Annotated in this window: 17 protein-coding genes and 1 tRNA gene; 9 read left to right on the top strand and 9 right to left on the bottom strand. The window is 40.4% G+C overall.

Annotated elements, in window-relative coordinates:
* Nucleotides 1-188: 188 nt before the first annotated feature.
* The 3 genes from PL9214_RS14950 to PL9214_RS14940 all read left to right on the top strand — a co-directional run bounded on the left by PL9214_RS14950 (nt 189) and on the right by PL9214_RS14940 (nt 3,721).
* The gene (locus tag PL9214_RS14950; RefSeq protein ID WP_072719592.1) at nt 189-1,343 is read left to right on the top strand and encodes a DegT/DnrJ/EryC1/StrS family aminotransferase; all 1,155 of its coding nucleotides are present in this window, start codon (nt 189-191) and stop codon (nt 1,341-1,343) included.
* A gap of 188 nt (nt 1,344-1,531) precedes the next feature.
* Nucleotides 1,532-3,208 (top strand): ABC1 kinase family protein, encoded by a 1,677-nt coding sequence (locus PL9214_RS14945; protein ID WP_072719591.1) that lies wholly within the window; start codon nt 1,532-1,534, stop codon nt 3,206-3,208.
* A 102-nt stretch (nt 3,209-3,310) separates the two neighbouring features.
* Nucleotides 3,311-3,721 carry a hypothetical protein gene (locus PL9214_RS14940; protein ID WP_072719590.1) on the top strand — a complete coding sequence of 137 codons (411 nt, stop codon included), beginning with the start codon at nt 3,311-3,313 and terminating at the stop codon, nt 3,719-3,721.
* 13 nt (nt 3,722-3,734) lie between these two features.
* Here the strand turns inward: PL9214_RS14940 and PL9214_RS14935 are convergent, their stop codons facing one another.
* Together PL9214_RS14935 and PL9214_RS14930 are read right to left on the bottom strand one after the other, a co-directional pair.
* The gene (locus PL9214_RS14935) at nt 3,735-4,433 is read right to left on the bottom strand and encodes a potassium channel family protein (RefSeq protein ID WP_072719589.1); all 699 of its coding nucleotides are present in this window, start codon (nt 4,431-4,433) and stop codon (nt 3,735-3,737) included.
* Nucleotides 4,434-4,467: 34 nt separating this feature from the next.
* The gene (locus PL9214_RS14930) at nt 4,468-5,802 is read right to left on the bottom strand and encodes a TrkH family potassium uptake protein (protein ID WP_072719588.1); all 1,335 of its coding nucleotides are present in this window, start codon (nt 5,800-5,802) and stop codon (nt 4,468-4,470) included.
* A gap of 114 nt (nt 5,803-5,916) precedes the next feature.
* On the opposite strand from PL9214_RS14930, the gene PL9214_RS14925 reads away from it, so the two are divergent.
* Entirely contained in the window at nt 5,917-6,774 is an 858-nt protein-coding gene (locus PL9214_RS14925) for a methyltransferase domain-containing protein (RefSeq protein WP_072719587.1), read from the top strand.
* A gap of 65 nt (nt 6,775-6,839) precedes the next feature.
* Here PL9214_RS14925 and PL9214_RS14920 read toward each other — a convergent pair whose 3' ends face one another.
* The 3 genes from PL9214_RS14920 to PL9214_RS14910 all read right to left on the bottom strand — a co-directional run bounded on the left by PL9214_RS14920 (nt 6,840) and on the right by PL9214_RS14910 (nt 9,756).
* Nucleotides 6,840-7,817, bottom strand: a complete 978-nt coding sequence (locus tag PL9214_RS14920; RefSeq protein ID WP_072719586.1) for a helix-turn-helix domain-containing protein — start codon at nt 7,815-7,817, stop codon at nt 6,840-6,842.
* A 92-nt stretch (nt 7,818-7,909) separates the two neighbouring features.
* Nucleotides 7,910-8,950, bottom strand: coding sequence for a hypothetical protein (locus tag PL9214_RS14915; protein ID WP_072719585.1), 1,041 nt, complete (start codon nt 8,948-8,950; stop codon nt 7,910-7,912).
* Nucleotides 8,951-9,084: 134 nt separating this feature from the next.
* On the bottom strand, nt 9,085-9,756 hold the full coding sequence (locus PL9214_RS14910) for an Npun_F0813 family protein (protein WP_072719584.1): 672 nt from the start codon (nt 9,754-9,756) through the stop codon (nt 9,085-9,087).
* A gap of 264 nt (nt 9,757-10,020) precedes the next feature.
* On the opposite strand from PL9214_RS14910, the gene PL9214_RS14905 reads away from it, so the two are divergent.
* Nucleotides 10,021-10,094 (top strand) — tRNA-Arg (locus PL9214_RS14905).
* Between the two features lie 343 nt (nt 10,095-10,437).
* On the opposite strand, the gene PL9214_RS14900 is transcribed toward PL9214_RS14905, so the two are convergent.
* The gene (locus PL9214_RS14900) at nt 10,438-11,478 is read right to left on the bottom strand and encodes a tyrosine-type recombinase/integrase (protein ID WP_186440368.1); all 1,041 of its coding nucleotides are present in this window, start codon (nt 11,476-11,478) and stop codon (nt 10,438-10,440) included.
* A gap of 264 nt (nt 11,479-11,742) precedes the next feature.
* Here PL9214_RS14900 and PL9214_RS14895 point away from each other — a divergent pair, with 264 nt between their 5' ends.
* Entirely contained in the window at nt 11,743-12,468 is a 726-nt protein-coding gene (locus tag PL9214_RS14895) for a Bax inhibitor-1/YccA family protein (RefSeq protein ID WP_072719582.1), read from the top strand.
* A gap of 591 nt (nt 12,469-13,059) precedes the next feature.
* Nucleotides 13,060-15,972: a calcium-binding protein gene (locus PL9214_RS30645; RefSeq protein ID WP_072719581.1), complete on the top strand. Its 2,913-nt coding sequence runs from the start codon at nt 13,060-13,062 to the stop codon at nt 15,970-15,972.
* Nucleotides 15,973-16,072: 100 nt separating this feature from the next.
* On the opposite strand, the gene PL9214_RS14885 is transcribed toward PL9214_RS30645, so the two are convergent.
* Nucleotides 16,073-16,555 (bottom strand): orange carotenoid protein N-terminal domain-containing protein, encoded by a 483-nt coding sequence (locus PL9214_RS14885; RefSeq protein ID WP_072719580.1) that lies wholly within the window; start codon nt 16,553-16,555, stop codon nt 16,073-16,075.
* A 557-nt stretch (nt 16,556-17,112) separates the two neighbouring features.
* Here PL9214_RS14885 and PL9214_RS14880 point away from each other — a divergent pair.
* Nucleotides 17,113-19,095, top strand: coding sequence for a diguanylate cyclase domain-containing protein (locus PL9214_RS14880; protein WP_072719579.1), 1,983 nt, complete (start codon nt 17,113-17,115; stop codon nt 19,093-19,095).
* A gap of 112 nt (nt 19,096-19,207) precedes the next feature.
* Here PL9214_RS14880 and PL9214_RS14875 read toward each other — a convergent pair whose 3' ends face one another.
* Nucleotides 19,208-19,561, bottom strand: coding sequence for an STAS domain-containing protein (locus PL9214_RS14875; protein ID WP_072719578.1), 354 nt, complete (start codon nt 19,559-19,561; stop codon nt 19,208-19,210).
* A 493-nt stretch (nt 19,562-20,054) separates the two neighbouring features.
* On the opposite strand from PL9214_RS14875, the gene PL9214_RS14870 reads away from it, so the two are divergent.
* Nucleotides 20,055-20,675 carry a DedA family protein gene (locus PL9214_RS14870; protein WP_072719577.1) on the top strand — a complete coding sequence of 207 codons (621 nt, stop codon included), beginning with the start codon at nt 20,055-20,057 and terminating at the stop codon, nt 20,673-20,675.
* A gap of 81 nt (nt 20,676-20,756) precedes the next feature.
* Here the strand turns inward: PL9214_RS14870 and PL9214_RS14865 are convergent, their stop codons facing one another.
* Nucleotides 20,757-22,358, bottom strand: coding sequence for a diguanylate cyclase domain-containing protein (locus PL9214_RS14865; RefSeq protein WP_072719576.1), 1,602 nt, complete (start codon nt 22,356-22,358; stop codon nt 20,757-20,759).
* Between the last annotated feature and the right edge of the window lie 34 nt (nt 22,359-22,392).

The raw sequence follows: 22,392 nt of genomic DNA, 5'->3' as shown, positions 1-22,392 counted from the left end.
ACTCTTAGATATAATCTAACATATTATTGTTAATTTTGTCGGGATTTACCGCTCAAAATTAACTTGGGGGAGTCCATGTAACCCACACTGATTTCTGGTTATTTTTTTTGTGAGCGTGAAATTCAGTGTGGGACTTATCGCTCCCCCAAACCCCCTCGTCAGTTAAATTTTACTTGGTGGTGTGAAACGTGAATACAGTCCCTCCCCTTGATTTAAGCCAACAGTACAAATTAATTCAGGATGAAGTCAGCCAAGCGGTGCAAGCGGTCTTGGCTTCGGGTCGTTATATTGGAGGTGCAATCGTCGAAGCCTTTGAGCAGGAGTTTGGGCAATATATTGGAGTCCGAGAAACCATTGCTTGCAACTCAGGAACCGATGCTTTATTTTTGGCTTTACGCGCTTTCAATATTGGGCCAGGGGATGAAGTCATTACCACGCCGTTTACCTTTATCGCCACAGCAGAAATGATTAGTGCGGTGGGGGCAACTCCTGTATTTGTTGATATTGATCCCCAAACCTTTAATCTCGATCTCGAACAAATCCCCAAGGCCATTACCGAAAGAACCAAGGCTATTATTCCGGTGCATTTATTTGGTCAACCTGTCAATATGACTCGGTTAATGGCAATTGCTGAATCCTATCATTTAGCGGTGATTGAAGACTGTGCCCAAGCAACGGGGGCAACTTGGCAGGGGCAAAAGGTCGGCAGTATTGGGCATATTGGCTGTTTTAGTTTCTTCCCGACTAAAAATTTAGGAGCTTGTGGAGATGGGGGGGCTGTAACGACCCAAGATCCAACTTTGGCTCAGTCCATGAGAATTATTAAAGAACACGGTCAAGCCAGCCGCTATCGTTCAGACACCATCGGGATTAATAGCCGTTTGGATGCCTTGCAAGCTGCTATTTTACGCATCAAACTGCCGTATCTCGACACTTGGAACCAACAACGGCAAGCCGTCGCCCAACGATATCACCAATTTCTCTATCCTCTTGCTGAAATCATCACTCCCCAGGAAATTGCTGGGAGCCAGAGTGTGTGGAACCAATACACCATAAGGGTTCTATCAACCTCTGAGCGATTAAATTCTGATCTCAAACCACGAGATTACCTGCGAAATTATCTCCAGGAAAAGGGAATTGGTTCTATGATTTACTATCCCATTCCCCTCCATCAGCAACCCGTTTATCAAAATTTAGGGTATCAACCCCATCAACTGCCTAGTGTTGAAGCCGTTTGTCAGGAAGTTTTATCTTTACCGTTGTTCCCGGAATTATCCCCAGACCAACAACAGCAAGTGATTGATGCCCTTAAAGAAGGATTAGTTCAAACGACCCAACAGTAGAAATGTGCTATGGCGCGTCCCTACCGTTGCAATTTTTGTATACTGTAATGTAATGAAACGATAAAAAATTTCACAAATCTTGGTTGATTCGGTATCGGTTGTCCGTTGTTAATGAATAGCCAACCGTCAACCGTCAACTTTTTATCCAAAACCTAACAATTTAACGGTAACAGAGGAATATTACAAGCGTGAATCCACAGGCAGGAACATCAAGACGACGCTATGACCCAGAGGAGATTGCCCGCTATTATCGTCGTCGTCCTTGGTTAGCAATTGGGCGAACAATCCTAATAATTTGGCACTTTGCCGGGTTCCTTCTGGGTTTATTGTGGGATCAATGGCAACATCGAGATGTTGAACATACCCCCAAACGAGCCGCCCACCTCCGCCACGTTCTCACCGATTTAGGCCCAACCTATATTAAGGTCGGTCAAGCTCTTTCCACTCGTCCTGATTTAATTCGCAAAGATTTTTTAGAGGAATTAACTAAACTTCAAGATCAATTGCCTCCCTTTAATCATGAGCAGGCAATGGCGATTATTGAAGCAGAATTAGACCAAGATTTAGATCTAATTTACAACGAAATTTCTCCTGAACCGATTGCTGCGGCGAGTTTAGGTCAAGTTTATCGCGCTCGACTGCGAACCGGAGAAGAAGTTGCCGTTAAGGTACAGCGCCCGAATTTATTACCCGTTTTGACCTTAGATTTATATTTAATGCGTTGGGCTGCGGGATGGCTTTCTCCTTGGTTGCCGTTAAATTTAGGTCATGATTTAACGTTAATTGTCGATGAATTTGGCATCAAATTATTTGAGGAAATTGACTATATCAATGAAGGGCGCAATGCTGAACGCTTCGCCACCTATTTTGCCGATGATCCTCATGTTAAAGTTCCCTCAATTTATTGGCGTTACACCACAACTTGTGTTTTAACTTTGGAGTGGATTAATGGTTTTAAATTGACGGATACTGAACGAATTAAAGCCGCCGGATTAGATCAAGATGCTTTAATTCAAATTGGAGTTACCAGTGGTTTAAGACAATTGTTAGAATTTGGCTTTTTCCACGCCGATCCTCACCCCGGTAATTTATTTGCTTTGCCCGATGGTCGCATGGCATTTATTGATTTTGGGATGATGGATCAGTTAGAACAAATCACGAAAGAAACCCTTGTGGATTCAGTGGTGCATTTGATTAATAAAGATTATGATCAACTGGCGATTGATTTCGTTAAATTAGGGTTTTTATCTCCCGAAACTGATATTAGACCGATTATTCCGGCGTTAGAATCGGTGTTAGGGGATGTAATGGGAACGAGCGTTAAAGATTTTAATTTTAAAACCATTACTGATAGTTTTTCGGAATTGATGTATGAATATCCCTTCCGAGTTCCGGCTCAATTTGCCTTAATTATTCGCTCTCTGGTGACACAGGAAGGTATTGCTTTGAGCTTAAATCCTGATTTTAAAATTGTGGATGTTGCTTATCCTTATGTTGCCCGTCGCTTATTAAATGGGGAAACTCCAGCTTTACGCCGTCGTTTAATTGAAGTTTTATTTAAGGATGGGAAATTCCAATGGCAACGGTTAGAAAATATGATTGCGATCGCCCGTTCAGATCGAAATTTTGATCTATTACCAACGGCACAATTAGGATTAAAATATTTACTGTCTGATGAGGGAGACTTCTTACGACGACAAATTATTTTGGCGTTAACAGAAGATGATCGCCTCCATACAACAGAAGTTCAACGGTTATGGAGTTTAATTCAACCTGATTTACAACCCAGTCGTTTGTTCGATGCGGCTTGGGGTGCAATCTCCCAATTTTCAACTGATCAAGTTGCTGCCCTTAAACTTTCTTAAACTTTAATGGTTGTCGGTTAATAGTCAACAACCAACACATCTCAGAGATTCATACAGATTTCGCTGTTCCCTGTTCCCTGTTCCCTGACTCAGACATAATTTATGTATAATTCTGCTGATCCACCTTTGATTTTACTGGTTGCAGGTTTATTCATTGGAATAACCTCCTGTACCGCATTTGTTGTGACGCTCAAACAACTGTTAAAAGAATGGTCTAAAAATCGTTCAACTCGTAATTTAGCGAACCTGCGAGGCGCTCAAGTCTTTTTTCCATTTTCGGGAGTGGCAGTGGGAATTTGTATTTTTCTAGCTTCCTGTTTGCAAGTTTTTGCCTTTTCAGAAATCATTGCTTATGGGTTTTCTATTCCTTTAACAGTATTAATGGCGGGATTAGTTTGGTATCAGCTAACTCGGTTATTTAATCAACTTGAAGAAAAAGGTTTAAGAGGGATTGATTTAGACGATTTAAGTTTAGGTAAAATCATCCCTCAACAAAATCCACGGGATAATTAATCGCGGATAAATTCTAACCCGCTAAACGATTAATATCTTGATTAGAACCGACAACAACAATCAACGTTCCTTTGTAAAGTCGTCGATTAGAAAGGGGATTAATATCCATTTTATCCCCTTCGTTTTTGATTGCTAAAAGATTCAATCCATAGCGACGACGGAGTTCTAATTCAGCAATGGTTTTCCCATCAAATTCATCAGGAACAATTATTTCTACAATACTATGTTCCGCATCCAGTTCAAATTGTTCAATTAAACGAGGACGGGTTAATTGTCGAGCTAATTGTTGTCCCATTTCCTGTTCGGGAAAGACCACCAAATCCGCCCCAACTTTATTTAATAATTTAACATGGGTTTCTGATGAAGCTTTGGCAATCACATTAGGAACGCCCCCTTCTTTTAAGTTTAAAGTGGTGGTAATACTTTCAGCCAAAAAACTACCCACCGCCACAATTACCGTATCAAATTCTAAAATTCCCGCTTCTCGAAGTGCAGAGGTTTCTGTTGAATCTAAGAGTAACGCATGGGAGGCTATTTGATCCCCTAATGCCGAAGTTACTCGTTTTTCTTCTTTATCAACCGCCAGAACTTCATAACCGCTTTTGTGCAATGTTGAACAAACGGCACTCCCAAAACGACCTAATCCAATCACCGCAAATTGTTTTTTTTCGGTTCTGAGATTGCGTAAAAAATTCCAAGAAGAGAGATTCATATTGTGGGTTTTCCAGAAAGAGGAAATTAAAGTTTTATCCGACTAAAAGGTTTTCTTCAGGATAGTCAATGGAGGTTGGTTTAGGATCTCCTAAAATTGCTGACATTAACAACAATACCCCAACCCGTCCCATATACATTGTACTAATAATAACCAGTTTACTCAAGGGGGTTAAACTCGCTGTAATTCCCGTTGATAATCCCACCGTTGCAAAGGCAGAAACAACTTCAAACAAAATCGGATCAAAATCAATTTCCGGTTGACTTAAAGAGATGAGAATTGTCGAAATACAAATGACGACAAATGAACCCAATAAAACACCAATAGCTTTTAAAATTAAAGGTAATGGAATTTGGCGTTTATAACAAATCACTTCTTCTCGTCCTTGTAAAGCCGAGCGAGTCGCATTGAATAAAATCCGAATCGTTGTCGTTTTAATCCCTCCTCCCGTTCCCCCTGGACTAGCCCCCAAAAACATCAAAATAATCGATACAAATAACCCGCCAACGGTTAATGCTCCATTATTAATGGTATTAAATCCGGCGGTTCGAGTCGTGACCGATTGAAACCAAGCAGCCATGATTTGATCAGGAAAATTAAGGGGTTCTAAGGTTCCTGGATTACGATATTCTGTGAAGAATACTAAAACTGTCCCTAAAATTAATAGAAAAACTGTTGTGGAAGTAACAACTCGAAAGTGAACGGAAAAATCCCGACGCAGGGGATTTTTAGAAAAACGATTCCGAATCCATAAATAAAGTTCTTGAATTACTTGATAACCCATGCCTCCCCAAATAATCAGAAAGGTAATCACAAAATTTAATAAAGGCGAGTGAACATAGCTGATAAAACTATCAGCTAATAAACCAAAACCGGCATTATTAAAAGCATTTAAACTATGAAACAGAGCGAACCATAATCCTTGATTCCATCCCAAATTAGGAACAAATACAAATAACAACAGAAAAAACCCGGTTAATTCAAAAATAGCGGTGGTTGCTACAATCGATTTTAATAAAGGAACAGCCCCCGCTATTCCCGAAGCGTCTAAAGATTGTTGTAAAGCTAATTTATCTTTGAGGCGAAACTTCCGACCTAATACCAATAATAAAAAGGTGGTGACAGTCATGTATCCTAATCCCCCCACCTGAACCAGCAACATTAAAATAAACTGACCCCAAAAGGAGTAAAATTTCCCGACGTCCACAACGGATAATCCCGTCACGCAAACGGCAGAAGTGGCCGTAAATAAAGCCGTTAGAGGATCACCCCAAGTTCCCGTACTCAAGGAAAAGGGCAACATCAGCAACATTGTTCCAACGGTAATCACCGCCAGGAAACCTAAACCAATTGTTCGAGGTACGGTCATGGGAGTTTAGGATAAATCTTTAAGTTCAGTGACAAGATAATTCCGAATCAATAGAATCAAACTGTAGAGACGCTTACCTAAGCGTGTCCGAAAAAAATTCTTTGATTGATTCAGATGAACTCAGCATTATATCAACAAATTCAGCAATTCTATGATTCTTCTTCTGGTTTATGGGAAGAGATTTGGGGAGAACATCTGCATCATGGATATTATGGGCCAGATGGAACCTTAAAGAAAGAGCGACGTCAAGCCCAGATTGATTTAATTGAAGAACTTTTAAACTGGGGATTGACCTCAAACCCTTTGACATTATCTCAAATTCTGGATGTGGGCTGTGGTATTGGGGGAAGTAGCTTATATTTAGCCGATAAATTTCAAGCTGAGGTCACAGGTATTACCCTGAGTCCCGTTCAAGCTCAACGCGCTACAGAACGCGCCCTAGAAGCTCAGTTACAGGCAAAAACGAGGTTTTTGGTAGCTGATGCCTTAGAAATGCCCTTTGAGGCGAATCGCTTTGATTTGGTGTGGTCTTTAGAAAGTGCTGAACATTTCCCGAATAAAATTAAGTTTTTGCAGGAATCCTATCGAGTGTTGAAACCCGGAGGAACGTTACTGATGGCGACTTGGTGTCATCGTCCCTTAGATGGAAATGCCGGACAACTTAACGATGCAGAACGTCGTCATTTAGCCGAAATTTATCGAGTTTATGCCTTACCTTATGTGATTTCTTTACCTGAATATGAAGCAATCGCCACTCAAATTGGGTTTAACCATCTCCAAACTGCCGACTGGTCTGTATCCGTTGCCCCTTTTTGGAATACTGTGATTAATTCAGCCTTCGATCTCCGTGCCCTGATGGGTTTGGTATTGAGTGGCTGGACAACCATTCAAGCGGCTCTGGCCTTACCTCTGATGAGCCGAGGCTATGAAACCGGATTAATTCGTTTTGGTTTATTACAAGGAACGAAATAGAGAGAGCAGGGGGAGAACAGGAGAAAGACGGGAAACCCTTTTCTGTCTCCTGTCTGCGGTCTGCTTCAAAATCGATAGACTTGGCCATCAATTAACAATCTAGTGATTCCTTTAGCCTGTAGATAGGGGGCTGCTTTTCTCAGGAGTCGGCCATCGGGGACTTTAAACACCCGTTGGTTTCGTCCTGAGAAACGACTCGCTACCCGGTGGTTATCAAAGACAGGAAGGGTTTTTTCCAGAATTTCCTCCTCTGGAATCGTTCCTAACTCACTAAACGCTCTCAGGGGTTTAGCAATCAATTCTGAGGAGCGGTCAATCACTAAATAGCACGTTCTGGGTAATGCCGTTTCTGTTAGAGGCAAAATCTTGACTAATGCAGTCCCTCCACTCGTCGGAGAGTGAGAAAATAGATTGTGCCGATTGTCGTCTTCATCCTCATCCTCATCCTCATCATCGCCAAACTCGTCTAGGTAGTCCTCCTCATTGTGATTTTCCCCATCCTCGTCTTCTTCGTCTTCCTGGTTTTCCTCGTCATCCTCATTATCTTCATAGTCCCCAAACACATGGCCCCTGGAATCAAGCAGATCTTTTGCTAACAGTTCTTCTAAGCCAGGAGTAGAAGGTTGATAATTAGACGTTTGAGTCTGTATAGAATCGGCTCCTAAGAAATGAGAAGCGTTAGATTCTATCGGCTCCGACTCAAGCGCAGATGAGCGTTTACGCTTACGAGGCAGTATCAGTGTAGATTCGCGGGAAACCTCTACAGGTTCAGGTGTCTCCAAATCAAGAGTGAGTTGGGTTTCGGCAATATCCAAATCACCCTGATCCTCTAGGGAGCGTTTACCCGCACGATGAAGACGCTGTTTTTGAGTTGTCAGAATGTCATAAACATCTTTAGGAACAGCATTTTGCAGGACTCGTCTCACCGTTGAGCTACTGACTCCATAGCGTTCTGCCAAAGTTATCGTTGTTTCCTCTGGCACCTCTTGATAGAGCCTAATAATTTCCTGTTTTTCAGATTCAGAAAGTTTCGTGGATGTCATTGAGTTGGGAGTCACTTCATAGTCAGATTTAACGTTGGGGTTAATCAGGGTGATCCGATGGATATCGAGAATTCGACTAACAGGTTAATCGATTAACCTTTCGCCGTGCGTCTGCTCCGTCGGCTTTGACGAGAACGGGTGGAGATGTCGTATTCCAAAATTGCGCCAACCGCAAATAAAACCCCCGTAAACACAAAGAACACCTCTAGCAAACCGCCACTTTCATAGTCCCCTTCCAGTCGGGAGTCAGACCATTTGAAGTACATATCCGCAATGTAAAGGGAAAAGATCGCAAACGCAATCATCCGCCAGGATTGAGAAAATCGTCCGCCCCAAAACGCTAAAATCAGGGCTGTTGCTAAAATTAACAGGAAAACATCCCCGATAATATAGAACAAGTTCACCCCGAATTCGAGGGGTTCGAGTTTACTATCAATGGCTTCTACCCATAAAGGAGCGGGTGAAGTTTCTTCCTCAGATTCAGCAGCAGGCGTCCCTCGGGTTTGAGTGCTCGGTTTTTCCACTTTAGGGGCAGATACCCCAGGAACCGGGACTGAAGGTGCAGCAACCTGTTGTTCAATAGCCACAGGTTCCGGTGAACCCAGCAATCCAAAAAAGGTCGGACTAGCCACCCACAAACCAAAGGCGGTTCCTGCAACGGCTACCCCCACCAAAGCAACCCACTGTGCAATTTCTAAATCCACTCGTTTAGAAAGCACTGCCAAAATCATCCCCGCACCCAGAAATAGGTAGCTGAGGACATAAAAGGCGTCGGCTATGGAAACCGCAGGGTCTAAATGCCAAACCAGTTCCCATACCCCAAATAGAACACCCCCGATAAAGTAGAAAAATACTCCTAACCCGATACACAACCAGACATTGCGACCGCTTACCATCTGGGGACTTTGCCAGTTTCTATAACAGACAATCGCTGCTCCCAGAAATGCCCCTAATTCAAAAAAGTAGGTTCCGATGGAGTACCACAGAGGTAACTCTTCTCCTTCTACCGTCACACTAAACAGCAGGAAGAATAACAAGGCAAGAACAGCCCACACAATCCCTGCAATCACCATGCCCTGTGCCGAAAACAGGGAGGACGATAAGGAGGACTTTTGTTGTGAAGTGCTACTCATAAGATTAAAATAACTAGCAACTTAAAGAATTAAGACAACCTTGAGAAGCTGATCGTTTTTAACTCCAGCATTTCAACAAGAGTCTTTGGTAAGATCGTCCCATATTTAGGTCAGATCAGCTAGTCTAACATGGGTCAATTCATAATCCAGAGTTTGTCCAAAGCAGACTGACTCAACCAATTGATAAACAGATCCCGATCATCTGGCGATAAATCTTCAAGCACTTCTTCTATTCCCTCAGCAAAACTGGTATTCCCAAAATAGCCTTTCCCTAACTTATAGAGTTCTTGCAGCAAGGTGCAGAGGTGATTCTCTTGCCAAGGTGGAATGTGCAGGCTATCCAGGGGATTTAGGGTCAGTAATGTTTTTATAGCCTCTGAATGATCGGCTTGGGGAAACTTAGACTTTTGAAAAATTTTGATCAAATCTTTTTCAAAAGAGCCCGCTTGTTTAGCCCCTAGCAAATCTTCAATATCAAAGTACACTGCTTGCAAGAGGAGTAAACAGGCTTGAGTCAAAATAGGTAATTTGGTGTCTGTTCCGCCGTGACCTTCCCCCAAGAGTTGATCTAAACGGACTTTTCCCCAAACACTATATCGATCTGATTCTTCTAATAGGACACAAGCTTTTCCCTTATTATCAGTGAGATCTCGCCACAATGCTCTCGCCTCTTCCGCTTGTTGGGCGCTAAACATTTTCATCAGGCGAAATGTTTGTCCCTGATAATTTAAAACAGGAATCTGCTGATCTTTACTAGGGTGTTGAACCGTTGTTATTTCAACATCCGTTCGTTTCAATATAAACATGACACTTCTGCACCTACTCCTGTCCTGGCGGTCGGCTGTGTCTTTGATTGTAGTCTTTAACTTCTGTCTCCGCCTAGAAGCCTCAGACTTTTCCCGACAAAGATACGCTAGGTAGATCTTTACGGGTTACAGTTGGCTTGAGATCAAACCTCTTATTTCCGCCATTTACTCAGAATAACATGGCATCTGTCAATGACTTGAGTAAAAGTCTTGTGAGATTGTGTTAAAAATTGAGCAGGAATAAGGTAAAATATCTTATAGATTGGGTGTGTAACTCAGGTGGATAGAGTAGCGACCTTCTAAGTCGTCAGTCGGGGGTTCAAATCCCTCCACACCCGTTAAAAACCAAGCCTTTCAGACCCTAATTTTTCTCTCAAATGTCTACGCAATGTCTACGCGAAATTTGTAGACATTGCGTAGACATTTAATTGCTTTTATCCCAACTTGTCAGAGTTCACAGTTTCCCCAGTCCCAACACAGCCACTAATCCTAAAACTTTATTTAATGGTTCAGGCAACGACGGCCGATCATATTGCAACTTCCAATCCCAACGACAACGACAACAACCGCCCCCACAATCCTGAACTCAACCCGATACCCCAACACCTCGTAGCCAGACTTTCACAGCCTACCCCACGAAATAATAGAGGCCTGTTAGAAACAAGCCTCAATCATCAATATTTATTGTTTAGCCAATCTACTGCCGTCAGGATTCGGGATTGGGTGAGTCATGAGTTCCGAGTTGTTAACCTGTTCTGTGATAAACGTATCACGGCAAGAATAGGGCGTTGTGTTACGTTTAACAATTGGATCAACGATTGTCTTCCAGGCTCTCTGAGAAAAGTTGCTGTAGTTGATGGGGAGATGGTCAGGGCTAGGGAAAACTAAATCATTAGGGTTAATATCCTCTGGCTTAATAGACTCAATAAAGTCTCGTAATTTTTCATTCATTGGAAACTTACGAACCTTATTGTTTTTACTGCCTTTATTCTTAACAACACGGCCACCAACGGTTGTAATAGATTCCTTAAAAACAATGTAGTTTGCGTTAATGTTCCCCCAGTTTAAGCCTATTGCTTCACTGGGACGGCAACCCGTCATAAATAGGAAATTGACAAAGGGATAATAACGCTTGTAACTATTACCAGGAATTGAATGATTTTTAAACGCCTCTAAAATGGCTTGCTTTTCCTGTTGGCTAAAAGCATTAGGCTCCGGTTCGTTTTTCTCGTAATTGTCCTTAAATTCTTTTGCCATGCCGTCAAAAGGGTTATCTCCCCTCAAAATCTTGACAGATAATGCCCACTTAAACGCGGCGTTAACCTGTTGTAGAACTTTCTTGGTATATCCCTCTGAGGTGTTCTTAAGCAGCCATTCACGCAACTCTAGGGACTGGTAGGGAGAGGTAACACCAGATTTTTTAATCAGTGGCAAAATACATCGGGTTCTGTGGTGTAAAGTTGCCAACTTCCAGGTCGGTTTTTTATAGTCAATAAATTTTTCATAAAGTTCTACCAGGTCAATGTCTGGATATAGTTCCGAGACTTTGTTTTTATAAGAGTGGCTTTTATGACGTGGTTTATATCGTTCTAGGGTGACATCAAGTTGATCAAATCGGATATCAGCATTGATTGCATCACAAATCTCCTCAGCCTTTTTTACGTCAGTTGGACTATCCGCCTTTAGCCCTAAAGCAAAAGTTTTAACTTTGCCATTGAACAAGCTCCGGGGGAACACAATCCGCAGGTTTTCCGCATTCTTCTCTATCCGTGCCAAACCCCTCGGACTATATGTGGATGTTTTCATTTGTCTACTCAGGTCATAACTCTATCTAGCCTCAATTGTCTACGCAATGTCTACGAATGTCAAAAGACCTGGATTTAGGGGTAGATTAGGATGAGATCCTTTTTAGATTACCAAACTTGACTGAATCAGTCACAATAAAATAATAAATAGTGTTCTGATTGTGAATTGCATAAGGACGATATGACCAGTACCAGTAACTTCCGTCAAGCTTTACGAGAAGCTAAAAATGAAGCCATCCTCGGCCCCAATGTGATTGCTAACGCTTTACCCTATGTGGGTGGTGGGTTAATTCTGACTGCGGTTGGCACCTTTGGGGGTTTAAACGTTTTAGCGACAAACCGCGGATTGTTCATGCCGACCTTCTGGGTAGCCGTGATTGCACAACTCGTTCTATTTTTTGTTGCCTCTGGTGTTGCCAATAAAGGGAATAACAAAGCTGCCTTACCCCTATTAGCGACCTACAGCCTACTCACAGGCTATACCCTCACCGGTTTGGTTGCTGTTGCTTTAGGGACTAATGGTGTTGGGATTGCCGGAATTGGTGTGGCTGCATTAGGGTGTGGAGTCACGTTTATTGGGGCGCGTTCCATTGGGTCTAACCTCTCCGAGTCCGATGGGATGGCCTTAAGCAAAACCATCAACCTCGGAATTATTGCCCTATTCGTTGTCATTCTGGCACAGTTTGTCCTGAGTTTCTTTGGGATAATTGCCCCCTCTTGGTTAGAAATAGGAATTTCGGGTCTAGGAGTCTTATTGTTTGTTGGGGCGGCGGTGGTTGATTTCTATTTGTTACCTCGCGCCTACAACGACCAACAGTATTTATCCGCAGCTTTATCGATGTATTTAACGTACATCAATTTATTTATCTTTATCCTGCGCTTACTGATTGCCTTTAATCGGGATTAATTCTGGGTTGGAGAGCTTATCCCTCAGTGTAACAAGGGGCGGGGTATTCCTCGCCCTTTTTGATGAATACTCCTTCTCCATAATTTTTCGGAGTTCCAACGTTTATTTTAATTAAAAAGTTCCGTAGAATTTCTGAGGCGAAAAACTCCTAATTTAGGTTATTAATAAATTAAAGCTTAAATTAACATCATTTGGGCTTTAATAATATGCTCTTGTGGCTTCTTGGCAGTGTGCCACAATTAGATTGGTGCTTTCCCGTGGTGGCTGGGTGAAAGGGCCAATCTATTTATTAAAATCAGGCTTAATCTTATTAGAAATTTATAAACCGCTAGACCCAAATCATCAACGATTTAAAATCTGGTCTCAAATTTGATGAAAATTCGCGATCGCTCATTTTATTGATTTTCGTCAACAGTCACAAGGGCTAAAAATTACCCCAATACAGAGTCTTGATTATAAAAATATATTGCTCTGTTTGATTATTAATTCTGTTAACAATTAATAAAAATGAGATCAGATCCTGGATATTAATCAACTTTGCTGGAAAGGATAATTATCTAAGAATAACCCTCGAAATTAGGATCTATCAACATGGCTAATTTAATTGTTACGAACTTAAATGACAATGGTATTGGTTCTTTACGAGAGGCGATCGCTCAAGCTCAATCTGGAGATATTATTCAATTTGATTCTAGTTTAGCTAATCAGCAAAATTCTATCATAAAACTGACGACAGGTCAATTAAATATTGATAAAAGTATTACCATTGATGGACTAATTTCGGGTACAATCCCAACGCCAGTTACGATTAGCGGGGAAAACCAATTTCGGGTATTAGAACTGCAAGTTGATCAGCAATTTCAACCTACAAATATAACCCTTAAAAATCTGATCATTATTAATGGTAATGCAACAGGAATTGATGAAGCAGGTGCAGGAGGAGGAATTCGCATGGGAGGTTCAACAAACCTCACCTTAGAAAATAGCGAACTCAATGATAATGTTGCCCAATTTGGAGGCGGAATTTATACCGGATTTAAAAGTAATACGGTTGTGATTAATAGCAAATTTAATCATAATGATGGCACTTTAGGGGGAAGTGAACGAGGGGGAGGTGCGATCGCTACAAAAAGCGCAGGTTCTTTGACGGTTAAAGATAGTGAATTTACCAATAATAAGGGAATTAATGGAGGTGCAATCAATCATTTACTCGGTAATTTAACAATTGATAATTCTAAATTTATTAATAATACCTCTGTTCCAGGGGGTACAGTTCCGAATGGTTCTAATAATTATCATGGTGCTGGGGGAGCCATTTATACTGATGGTGCAAATGCTTCGGGTGCGAATTTTGAGCCGGGATTAACAGGGGGAATCATTCAGATTAGTAATTCTTTATTTGATGGTAATACTGGTGCTGGACAAGGAGGCGGATTATTTTTATTTGCTTATCCTCCTGATCAAATCATTGTTGAAAATAGTACGATTATTAATAATATCATTCAAACTAATCTGAAAGGCGATTCTTTAGGGGGAGGATTGCGTTCAGGAAATGCTGAATTAACGATTAATCATACAACTTTTGCCAATAACCGAGCCTATAGTCAAGGAGGTGGTTTATGGATTGGTGAAACTTCTCCGACTACGATAACCAATAGCACATTTTCAGGAAATCGTGCCGAATCTTCCGACGGTAATCAGGGTTTAGGGGGTGCAATAACTCTTGCTAATGGGACAAATTCAACCCAGATTATTAATACAACAATTGCTAATAATTATGCAGGGTTTCAAGGGGGAGGATTTTGGGGAGGAGGGACAAATGTTACTTTACAAAATACGATTTTAGCGAAAAATTTTGCTAATAATGGGGGAAATTCTTGGAACGTTAAACATCATACGGGAACTGAATATAATGAAGGCGGCGGTAATATTCAAACTAATGAGTTAAACCCTAATGACACTAAAGCAACGGCTAATATTCAATTAGTGGCTGATGCTTTATTAGGGGATTTACAAACAATTGATGGAAAATTAATTCATCCTTTATTAATCGGAAGTCCCGCTATTGATACAGGTAATAATAATAATTCACCCATAACGGATCAACTCGGTCAAACTCGTCCTATTGATGGGGATCAAAATGGTACAGCCATTATTGATAGTGGTGCTTATGAGTTTCCCGTCCTAACACCCACACCAACTCCGACAGTAACTCCAACTCCAACTCCAACTCCCAGTCCAACTCTGACAGTAACTCCAACTCCAACACCAACTCCGACAATAACTCCAACTCCAACTCCAACTCCCAGTCCAACTCCGACAGTAACTCCGAGTCCAACTCCAACTTCAAGTCCGACAGTAACTCCGAGTCCAACACCAACACCAACACCAACGCCAATTCCACAACCAACACCAACACCAACTCCGAGTCCAACACCAACGCCAACACCACAACCTACACAGAGTCCTATTGTTGGTGAAAATGACTGTTTGTGTGATCAATTCCCTAAACCCAACTTAAACCCAGAAAAAACACAAAATGTAATCGAAAAAAACTTAAATGGGACAATAGAAAATGATGACTTAAGGGGAAGTAATTTTAACGATCAAATCAATGGTTTTGAAGGAAATGATACTTTAATAGGAATGGAAAGCGCAGATAACCTTAATGGTGGAAATGGGAATGATTTGTTATTGGGAAATCAAGGTGCAGATGTTTTTATGGGAGGGTTAGGAGATGATACCCAATATGGAGGACAAGATGATGATATTTTGCAAGGAGATGAAAATAACGATTTGCTATTTGGCGATCGCAATCATGATTTGATCCAGGGAAATTTAGGAGAAGATACCCTCTATGGGGGGAAAGAAAATGATCAGTTACAGGGAGATGAAGGCGATGATATTTTATACGGTGATTTAGGAAATGATACCTTAATTGGAGGAAGCGAAAACGATATTTTATTAGGAAATTTAGACGACGATTTGCTTGATGGAGGTTCAGGAGACGATAGTTTATTAGGAGGGGAAAATCAAGATAGTTTAGAAGGAGGAATTGGGAATGATAGTTTATGGGGAGATCTGGGAAATGATAGCCTTTGTGGAGGAGACAATAACGATTTGCTGTTGGGAAATTCAGGAGTAGATATTATAGACGGTTGTTTAGGAAATGATAGCCTGTATGGGGGAAGTGAAAATGATTCTTTAATCGGAGGAATTGGCAATGATAGTTTATGGGGAGACCTGGGGGATGATACCCTCAATGGGGGATTAGGTCAAGATATTTTTATGTTGCAAATGAACGCCGGAAATGACTTAATTCTTGACTTTGATATTACCTTAGATCAGTTAGGACTCAGTAACGGATTAACCTTTGAGCAACTCACCTTAATTCAAGAAGAAAATGCAGTTATTATTCGTTTAACTTCTACAGAAGAAGATTTAGCTAAATTAAACGGGATTGATTTAGATTTAATAACTGCTAATCAGTTTCAGGTCATTTAATCCTCTGATCAATAAGAATTAGAAAAAAAATCCCCCTGATTCAGGGGGATGAATAATAGAGGGTCTAAACACAATCTAAGCAATTGAAAGAAATGTTGAATTACAGTCCAGAACCAGATTGAGGCGCGGCTCCAGTGGGTTCAACACTTTGACGGAGGAAGGTAATTTGTTGTTCAAAATCCATATTTTCTAATTGACCTAATAAAGCTTTGCCTTCTTGAGAAAATTCATAATTTTCCGGCATCGGAACAATGGTTTTAGCATCCATTCCTTGCGCTAAACGATACCAAAACAAGAGTTTAGTATTGTCACTTAAAGAGCCATATTCACGGCACAATTGGGTATCATTACTTTGTAAAAAGTCGCGTTGAGCTTGCAATTGTTCTTCAAAAGAAAGGGCTTGAACTTGATTATATAACCCGTCGGCAATCTCCGTTTGGGCAGCACCAGGAGCCGCAGGAGTAATAGATTGACCCATTTTTGTATAAACAAACCACAAAAAGGCTAATTGGGTATCGACATCTAATCCTCGGAATTTAGATAAAGCTTGTTCTAAATCCTGTTGAGTGGGTGTAAAGGTCATGAAAAATGCTCCAATTTATTAATGCAAAACGATGTAATTTATCCTGATTCAAATTGAATCAAGGAAGACATTGTTATAAATCTTAATAAATATAAGGGTAATCTTCCTCTTTCTCAAGAATGAAAAAAAAGCGAAATGATTACCCACCCAATTAATTAGAAACTTGTAGATTTTTTACAAAAATATTGATCCTATTTATTGTTGAGTCCATTCGTAAGTTTAGTTTTCCTAATAGAAGGGTTAAATTAATTTAACTTTGTACTTGTCCCCGATGAGCAATAAAATCAATCCCTTACACTCTTAATACCTGCTTCTTTCTTCTCTAGGAATGAAAATCAATAGAAGAGAACGCTACAATAATAAACACAGACACCCGATTCTGCCCTTTGTGCTTTTCTACAGTATCATATTTTACTCAGTTTAACCCATAAGATGTGTTATAAATTTGAGTATAATTCAGTAAGAATAAAGTTTCTGGCTTTTCAGGCTTCTATCTTACTTGTATCAATTGAGTTTAATTAAACCTGATCTTCTTTGCTGGATCTCAACCCAATATTATGGCTAGTTTTTTTAAAGTGCTTCAATGTATGTTTTTATCTTCTAATTTTGAGGAAAATGAACGATTAGAAACGCTTTATCGTTACCAAATCTTAGATACGCCTTCTGAAGCAGCATTTGACCGGATTACACTTTTAGCATCTCGATTGCTCAAGGTGCCTATCTCCTTGGTGAGTTTAGTTGATCAGAATCGAATTTGGTTTAAATCCCGTCTAGGACTGGAGTATCCTCAGGTTGATCGTGAAGGCAGCTTTTGCGGTTTTGCGATGTATAATCCAGGGGTTTATTGTATTAATGACACCCTCACAGATTCCCGATGGTGCAATCATCCTTTGGTAACGGGGGAGTTTAATCTCCGGTTTTATGCAGCGGCTCCTTTGTGTACGTCTGATGGACAACGCTTAGGAACCCTATGTGTAATGGATCATCATCCCCGCCAGTTGAGTGAGTTGGAAGTCCAAACCCTACAATCTCTTGGGGAATTAGTCATTGAACAGTTAGATTTACGATTAGCATCCCAACGGTTACAGCAAACAGAAATAGCTTTGTTGCAAAGTGAAGATCGGTTTCGGTCATTAGTAGAACAGGCGGCGGATGGGTTTTTGTTACATGATTTGAACGGCCAGATTTTAGATGTTAATCAATTTGCGTGTCAAAGTTTGGGGTATACGCGACAAGAACTTTTAAAGTTATCGATTCAACAAATAGAAACTGAGGAAATTCCCGCGCTCTTTTTGCAAAGTTTAGTTCCGAATGAACCCATAACCCTACGCCGAATTTACCGTCGTAAAGATCAAACCACCTTTCCCGTAGAAGTCCGGGTTGGGTTAATTCAAGTGGGAGAACAACAATTAATTCATGCTTTAGCCCGCGATATTAGCGATCGCTTACAAATTGAACAACAACTCAAACAACAAGCAGAACGGGAACGATTTACTTCCCGGCTGACTCAACGCATTCATGAATCTTTAGAGTTAAGTGAAATTCTCAATACCACCGTTACCGAAATTCGTCAGGTGCTACAAACTGAACGGGTGATTATTTTCCGGTTTGATGACCATTATGGCGGAGAAGTTTTAACCGAATCTCAAACGAAAGGATGCTTTTCTCTGCTAGGGAATCGATATACTGATAGTTGTATTCAACAAACATTAGGGTTAGAAAATCCTCAGAAAATTAAATCCGTTGCTGATATTGACACCTCTAATTTAAGCTGTTGTCATTACGAACTGTTGCACAAACTTCAGGTTCGAGCTTATTTAGTCACACCAATTTGGCATGGACAAAAAATGTGGGGCTTATTACTCGTCCATCAATGTTCGAGTCCCCGACAATGGCAAACTTGGGAGCAGGAATTATTAGTATCTTTATCCGCCCAATTGGCGATCGCCATTCAACAATCGGAACTTTATCATCAGTTACAACTTGTCAATCATGAATTAAAAGATTTAGCAACCTCTGATAGTTTAACCGGAGTTGCTAACCGTCGTTGTTTTGATGATTATCTGCATCATCAATGGGCTCAATTATCTCAAGACCAACTGCCCTTATCGGTCATTTTGTGTGATTTAGACTTTTTTAAACGGTATAACGATACCTACGGACATTTAGCCGGGGATCTCGCCTTACGAGAAGTCGCTCAAGGAATTAACCGAGTCATGAGATATCCGGGGGATTTATTGGCTCGATATGGTGGGGAAGAATTTGCCGTTATTTTACCTAAAACAGACGTATCAGAAGCGATTTTAATTGCCCAAAATATTCAAAACCAGATCGAACAATTAAAGATTGTTCATGAGGGTTCATTAGTGGATACTTATATGACTTGTAGTTTGGGAATTAGTAGTGTTATTCCTTCAGAAAAAATACCTCCAAAACAATTAGTCGCAATGGCTGATCAAGCACTCTATCAAGCCAAAGCTCAAGGACGAAATCAATATGTTGTCTCTTCCTTATCTTCTTCCTTCAGCCAGAAAAAATGAACCGCTAAGGGTTCATCATCAATTGCCATCAAGAAAAGATCATTGATATTTAGCATGGGTTCAAAATAATATCCTTCATCGGATAACCTTGGTCGGGAGTGAAAATATACAACTAAGCAGACAATAATTCTTCAGAAATAGAAGAATTAGAGAAAATCTCCTCGATATTTTCGATAATTTCAAAGACTCGATCGAGTTGTGTAATTTCAAAAACCAGTCGGGCGGTTGCAGATGGCCTACACATCACCAAACGACACCCTTTACTGCGCGCAAATTTAACAGCCGTCACAACGGCTCCTAAACCTGAACTATCCATAAAATCTACAGTTGCCAGATTCATCACCCAGATTTTGTGGGGTTCTATGGGAATATTAACTAATTGTTCTTTGAGAAAAAGACCTCCTTGGGAGTCAAGACGAGTTTGAGGCTGAAGCCAAACATACCCATTTAATTCTTGCCATTCCATTGTTATCACTCCTAGCTTGTTAAAGGCAGCAGATACTCACCCTTTCACCCAACAATAGAATTGTTCAGACCAACGTTAAAACAGTTGAGACTCATCATCCTCAAAAAACAAGATGAAGCACCTATAATAATTGAACTGTTGAGAGTTTTTGGTCTGTCCAAAGAGGGATTTATAGCCATTTAGGATGAATTAAACTTTATTTCATCTTAACTTAGCTACAATTGAAAGAGAGAAACGAGAGGGACTCACATCCAGGTATACTGGGAATTACAGCAATTCTGGATTTTTTACAGAAGTCTTGACATTGACTCAGATCCAGTTCCTAGGATTTTGCCAACGATCCCCTTTCGCGGGACATCTAACTGAGGTTTGATCGACTGAACCTAATTTGTTGTGTTCCTCAACCCAATTGAGATTGACACAATTCGGAAAAACACGTCAAGATATATAGAGAAGTATAAAGCTTTGCAAAAAAATATAAAGGCAGCATTGAATGTCTTTTGAGTTTGTATCCTTAGAAACAATTCGAGAAATTGCTCATCAATACGGCTACTGGGCTGTGTTTGTCGGAATAGCCTTAGAAAATGCGGGCATTCCGCTCCCTGGAGAAACGATTACCCTCGTGGGTGGGTTTCTGGCTGGGAGTGGTGAATTGAATTATTGGTTTGTCCTCGGTAGTGCCATTGCTGGGGCAATTTTAGGCGATAATTTTGGCTACTGGCTGGGCAAATGGGGTGGGTGGCCATTGCTATTGCGTCTGGGTAAGTTATTCCGTATCCGCGAAGAACAACTCCATGAGGTTAAAGAACAATTTCGCCAAAATGCAGCCCGGGCTGTTTTTCTCGGTCGATTTGTCGCCTTGTTACGGATTTTTGCTGGCCCTTTAGCCGGAATTGCCCAAATGCCCTACTGGAAATTTTTTCTTTGTAATGCTGCTGGAGCGACCGTTTGGGCATCGGTGATGGTCAGTTTATCCTATTTCGTCGGTAATCTTATCTCCTTGGAAAAATTAGTCGCTTGGGTTGCCCAATTTGCAATTCTGGCTCTAATTTTAGTGGTGGCTTGGTTCGTTATTCCCATGTGGTTAGAAACCCGTAAAGCTAACCATCTTTAATCAGTTATCAGTTATCAGTTATCAGTGGAGGAGGAATGACTGTTGGTTACTCTTTCCCCCTCCCTCCGTCCCCGTCATTCCCTAGTCCCCTAGTCCCCTAGTCCCCTTCTCCCCCTCTCCCTGAGTCTCAAGATCCGAAAGGGGGATAAAATGATTGATGCAGACGGTTACGCTTTCCTCGGTTGAGGCAAATTCATAGCGGTTTTTTCCTTGATGTTTGCCCCTATACATGGCTGCATCAGCTTTATTAACTAAGGTTTCTAAATCTGTTCCATCATCAGGATAAAAACTAATGCCAATACTGGCTCCAATTTGACATTCATGACCGTTGACTACACAACGTTTAGAGAGTGTTAAAAGAATCGTCTGAGCAATTTTAATCACATCATTTTTTTGAGAAATATTACCTAAAATTAAGGTAAATTCATCCCCTCCCATGCGGGCAACCGTATCGGATTTTCGGACAGATAAAGATAATCGTTTCGCGACCTCCTGCAATACTAAATCACCACTTTGATGTCCTAAACAATCATTTACTAATTTAAACCCATCTAAATCAATAAAAAGAACAGCAAACCGCGTTTGTTGTCGTTGGGCTTGGGTGATCGCTCGTTCTAAACGGTCAAAAAATAAAACACGATTAGGTAATCCTGTTAATTTATCAAAATGAGCTAACCAAGCTAATTGAGCTTCTAATTGTTTGCGATCGCTAATATCCCGTTTAACAGCAACAAAGCGAATAATTTCATTAAGAGAATTTTTAACAGGTGCAATCGTCATTTCTTCATAATAAGTCGTCCCATCTTTTTTGGAGTTAACTAATTCTCCTTTCCAGCCTTTTCCTGATAAAATAGTTTTCCACAAGCGTTGATAAAATTCTTTGTTTTGACGACCACTTTTTAACAGAGAAGGTTTCTTTCCAATCACTTCGTTTGCCTGATAGCCTGTAATCTTTGTAAAGGCAGGGTTGACATATTCAATTGTTCCATCTTTGCTAGTAATTACAATCATATCATCTGCCGATTCCATTGCTACAAAACGGGTCATTAATTCTTGAGTTTGCTGTAAATAATTGTTTTCTCTCTTAATTAAAGTCATCAATAAAATTATCAATAATAAAAATAAAAATCCATATATCATTACTTTAATATACCAAGTCAAAAACACATCAAATAAAGGCAACTCTATTAAAATAATTAAGGGATAACCTTCAATTCTTTGAATTCCATAAATGCTTTTTTTTCCATCCCTAGGAGATATTAATATCTCAATTTTTTGGCTTTGATTCTCTTTAATAAATTTTTGTAAAGCCACAAGTTGTAATAATCGATTTTTATCAGAAGATAGGTGGGGTTCTCTAGTGATTAGTCTTAATTTTAAATCTATAATTTCAATTACACCCCGATTATCTAGGTTGATCCCTTGAATTTCACGGTTTAAAACTGAAGAATCAAAATTTTTTTGGAAAAAACTTAAACCCTGTTTAGAGTTTAATTTATAGGAAATATTCTGAGCTACAAGTTGAGCGATATTCCGAATATTTTGCTCTGTATTTCGAGCCTTAAATTGATAAGAATAGAAAAGTTCAATCCCCAAAACGGTAGCCACTATTATTACTAATCCGACTGCACAAATAATTCGCAGAGATTTCTGCCCATCTTTTTCCTGATCGTCTATTTTCATATTTTCAAGTAGATGATAGATAAAACCCATTGAA

The sequence above is a fragment of the Planktothrix tepida PCC 9214 genome (assembly GCF_900009145.1).
Lineage (GTDB): Bacteria > Cyanobacteriota > Cyanobacteriia > Cyanobacteriales > Microcoleaceae > Planktothrix > Planktothrix tepida.
Note: the sequence above shows the minus strand (reverse complement) of the source record. Positions and strands in the feature narration are given on the sequence as shown.

Excerpts from the sequence above, each read along its gene's own strand:
- PL9214_RS14940 (WP_072719590.1), top strand. The coding sequence starts at position 3,311 with ATGTATAATTCTGCTGATCCACCTTTGATTTTACTGGTTGCAGGTTTA.
- PL9214_RS14935 (WP_072719589.1), bottom strand. The coding sequence starts at position 4,433 with ATGAATCTCTCTTCTTGGAATTTTTTACGCAATCTCAGAACCGAAAAA.
- PL9214_RS14930 (WP_072719588.1), bottom strand. The coding sequence starts at position 5,802 with ATGACCGTACCTCGAACAATTGGTTTAGGTTTCCTGGCGGTGATTACC.
- PL9214_RS14925 (WP_072719587.1), top strand. The coding sequence starts at position 5,917 with ATGAACTCAGCATTATATCAACAAATTCAGCAATTCTATGATTCTTCT.
- PL9214_RS14920 (WP_072719586.1), bottom strand. The coding sequence starts at position 7,817 with ATGACATCCACGAAACTTTCTGAATCTGAAAAACAGGAAATTATTAGG.
- PL9214_RS14915 (WP_072719585.1), bottom strand. The coding sequence starts at position 8,950 with ATGAGTAGCACTTCACAACAAAAGTCCTCCTTATCGTCCTCCCTGTTT.
- PL9214_RS14910 (WP_072719584.1), bottom strand. The coding sequence starts at position 9,756 with ATGTTTATATTGAAACGAACGGATGTTGAAATAACAACGGTTCAACAC.
- PL9214_RS14895 (WP_072719582.1), top strand. The coding sequence starts at position 11,743 with ATGACCAGTACCAGTAACTTCCGTCAAGCTTTACGAGAAGCTAAAAAT.
- PL9214_RS30645 (WP_072719581.1), top strand. The coding sequence starts at position 13,060 with ATGGCTAATTTAATTGTTACGAACTTAAATGACAATGGTATTGGTTCT.
- PL9214_RS14885 (WP_072719580.1), bottom strand. The coding sequence starts at position 16,555 with ATGACCTTTACACCCACTCAACAGGATTTAGAACAAGCTTTATCTAAA.
- PL9214_RS14880 (WP_072719579.1), top strand. The coding sequence starts at position 17,113 with ATGGCTAGTTTTTTTAAAGTGCTTCAATGTATGTTTTTATCTTCTAAT.
- PL9214_RS14875 (WP_072719578.1), bottom strand. The coding sequence starts at position 19,561 with ATGGAATGGCAAGAATTAAATGGGTATGTTTGGCTTCAGCCTCAAACT.
- PL9214_RS14870 (WP_072719577.1), top strand. The coding sequence starts at position 20,055 with ATGTCTTTTGAGTTTGTATCCTTAGAAACAATTCGAGAAATTGCTCAT.
- PL9214_RS14865 (WP_072719576.1), bottom strand. The coding sequence starts at position 22,358 with ATGAAAATAGACGATCAGGAAAAAGATGGGCAGAAATCTCTGCGAATT.